We start from the raw sequence: 1,393 nt of genomic DNA on the forward strand, positions 1-1,393 counted from the left end.
AGCGTCGCTACAAACGGCGCAACCGGATCGAAATCATGTTCGGCAGGTTGAAGGAGTGGCGGCGGGTCGCGACCCGTTACGACAGATGCCCGAAGGTCTTCCTGTCAGCAATCGCGCTTGCAGCACTCGTTATCTATTGGCTATGAGTCCTGACCCTAGGAAGACTTTTTTCTTGGAGTATGTGAATGAAATCTGAATTGCTCTCCCTCACGGGCCTGCGGTTTTTTGCGGCCCTTACAATTGTCTTTCACCATTTACAGGGTGTGTTATGGCTGCCCGCTGGTAGCCTCAGCCCCTTCAGCCTCGTTGCCGGCGTATCATTTTTCTTCGTGCTATCTGGTTTCGTTCTTTACTACAGTTACCATGACAGAACGAACCAAACTACGTGGGGTGAATTCGCATTCTTGAGATTTTTTCGCGTTTGGCCTGCTCACATTGCTGTACTTGTAATTATTTATTTCTGGTTGAATAAAGGTTCTTTTGAGTGGCTTTTGCCGCGAATTTCTGGGCTTGAATTCGTTTCAATTATCCTTCTATTCCATTCTTGGAGTTCCGACTATTTCGTATACTGGGGTCTAAACGGACCATCTTGGTCGATTTCAACGGAACTCTTCTTTTATTTTTCCTTTCCGCTACTTCTCACAATATTACTGCGCAGTACAATCGGATTCGTCACTGGCTTATTGGCGCTAACTGTTCTTTGGCTACTTTATTCATCAATTATTCTTTTTGATCTGAACATCAAATTTCATAGATTGGCATTGGGCTACATTAACCCACTGGCACGTTTGGGTGAATTCGGTGCTGGAATGCTTGCCGCGCATTTGTTTGTGCGACAACCAACGGAAGGGAGGAAAGTTTCAAGTTTCGGCTGGACCACTTGCGAGGTTGCCGTAATTGCGAGTATTATTTATCAGAACTGGCGAATTAGAGAGTTCAGCGGTTGGTTGGATTTGCATTTTGGACCTGTTGCAGTGCAGTGGATTTCAAGTAGCAGCGGATTCATTCTATTCGCAATAGCAACTTGGGTGTTCGCGAAAGGCAATGGTTGGGTATCGCGGGTTTTATCATACCGAGTTTTTGTTTGGCTAGGTACGATTAGCTTTGCAACATACCTGATACATCAGCCATTAATTTTTTTCTTCCAAAAAAAGTTGGATGGAAGCGACATTCATGTCGGATTACAGATCGCGGCTTTTGTCTTTCTATTGCTTTTTTTGTCTGCGGCGATTCACAGTTTAGTAGAGCTTCCTGCTATGCGCGTTGCCAAGCGATTTGTTCACCACCGAAGGGAAAAGCGCGCTAGGGTCAGGACTCATAGCCAATAGATAACGAGTGCTGCAAGGGCGATTGCTGACAGGAAGACCTTCGGGCACCTGTCGTAGCGGGTTGC

2 protein-coding genes are annotated in these 1,393 nt (G+C 46.2%); both read left to right on the top strand.

The features are described from left to right. On the top strand, positions 1–146 hold a 146-nt coding region (locus ACR0CG_RS23820; RefSeq protein WP_480527980.1), incomplete at its 5' end, for a transposase. Between the two features lie 39 nt (positions 147–185). Next, positions 186–1,328, top strand: coding sequence for an acyltransferase family protein (locus ACR0CG_RS23825; RefSeq protein WP_480527978.1), 1,143 nt, complete (start codon positions 186–188; stop codon positions 1,326–1,328). The last annotated feature ends 65 nt before the right edge of the window (positions 1,329–1,393 follow it).

It is taken from the genome of Ruegeria sp. AB8 (assembly GCF_056542605.1).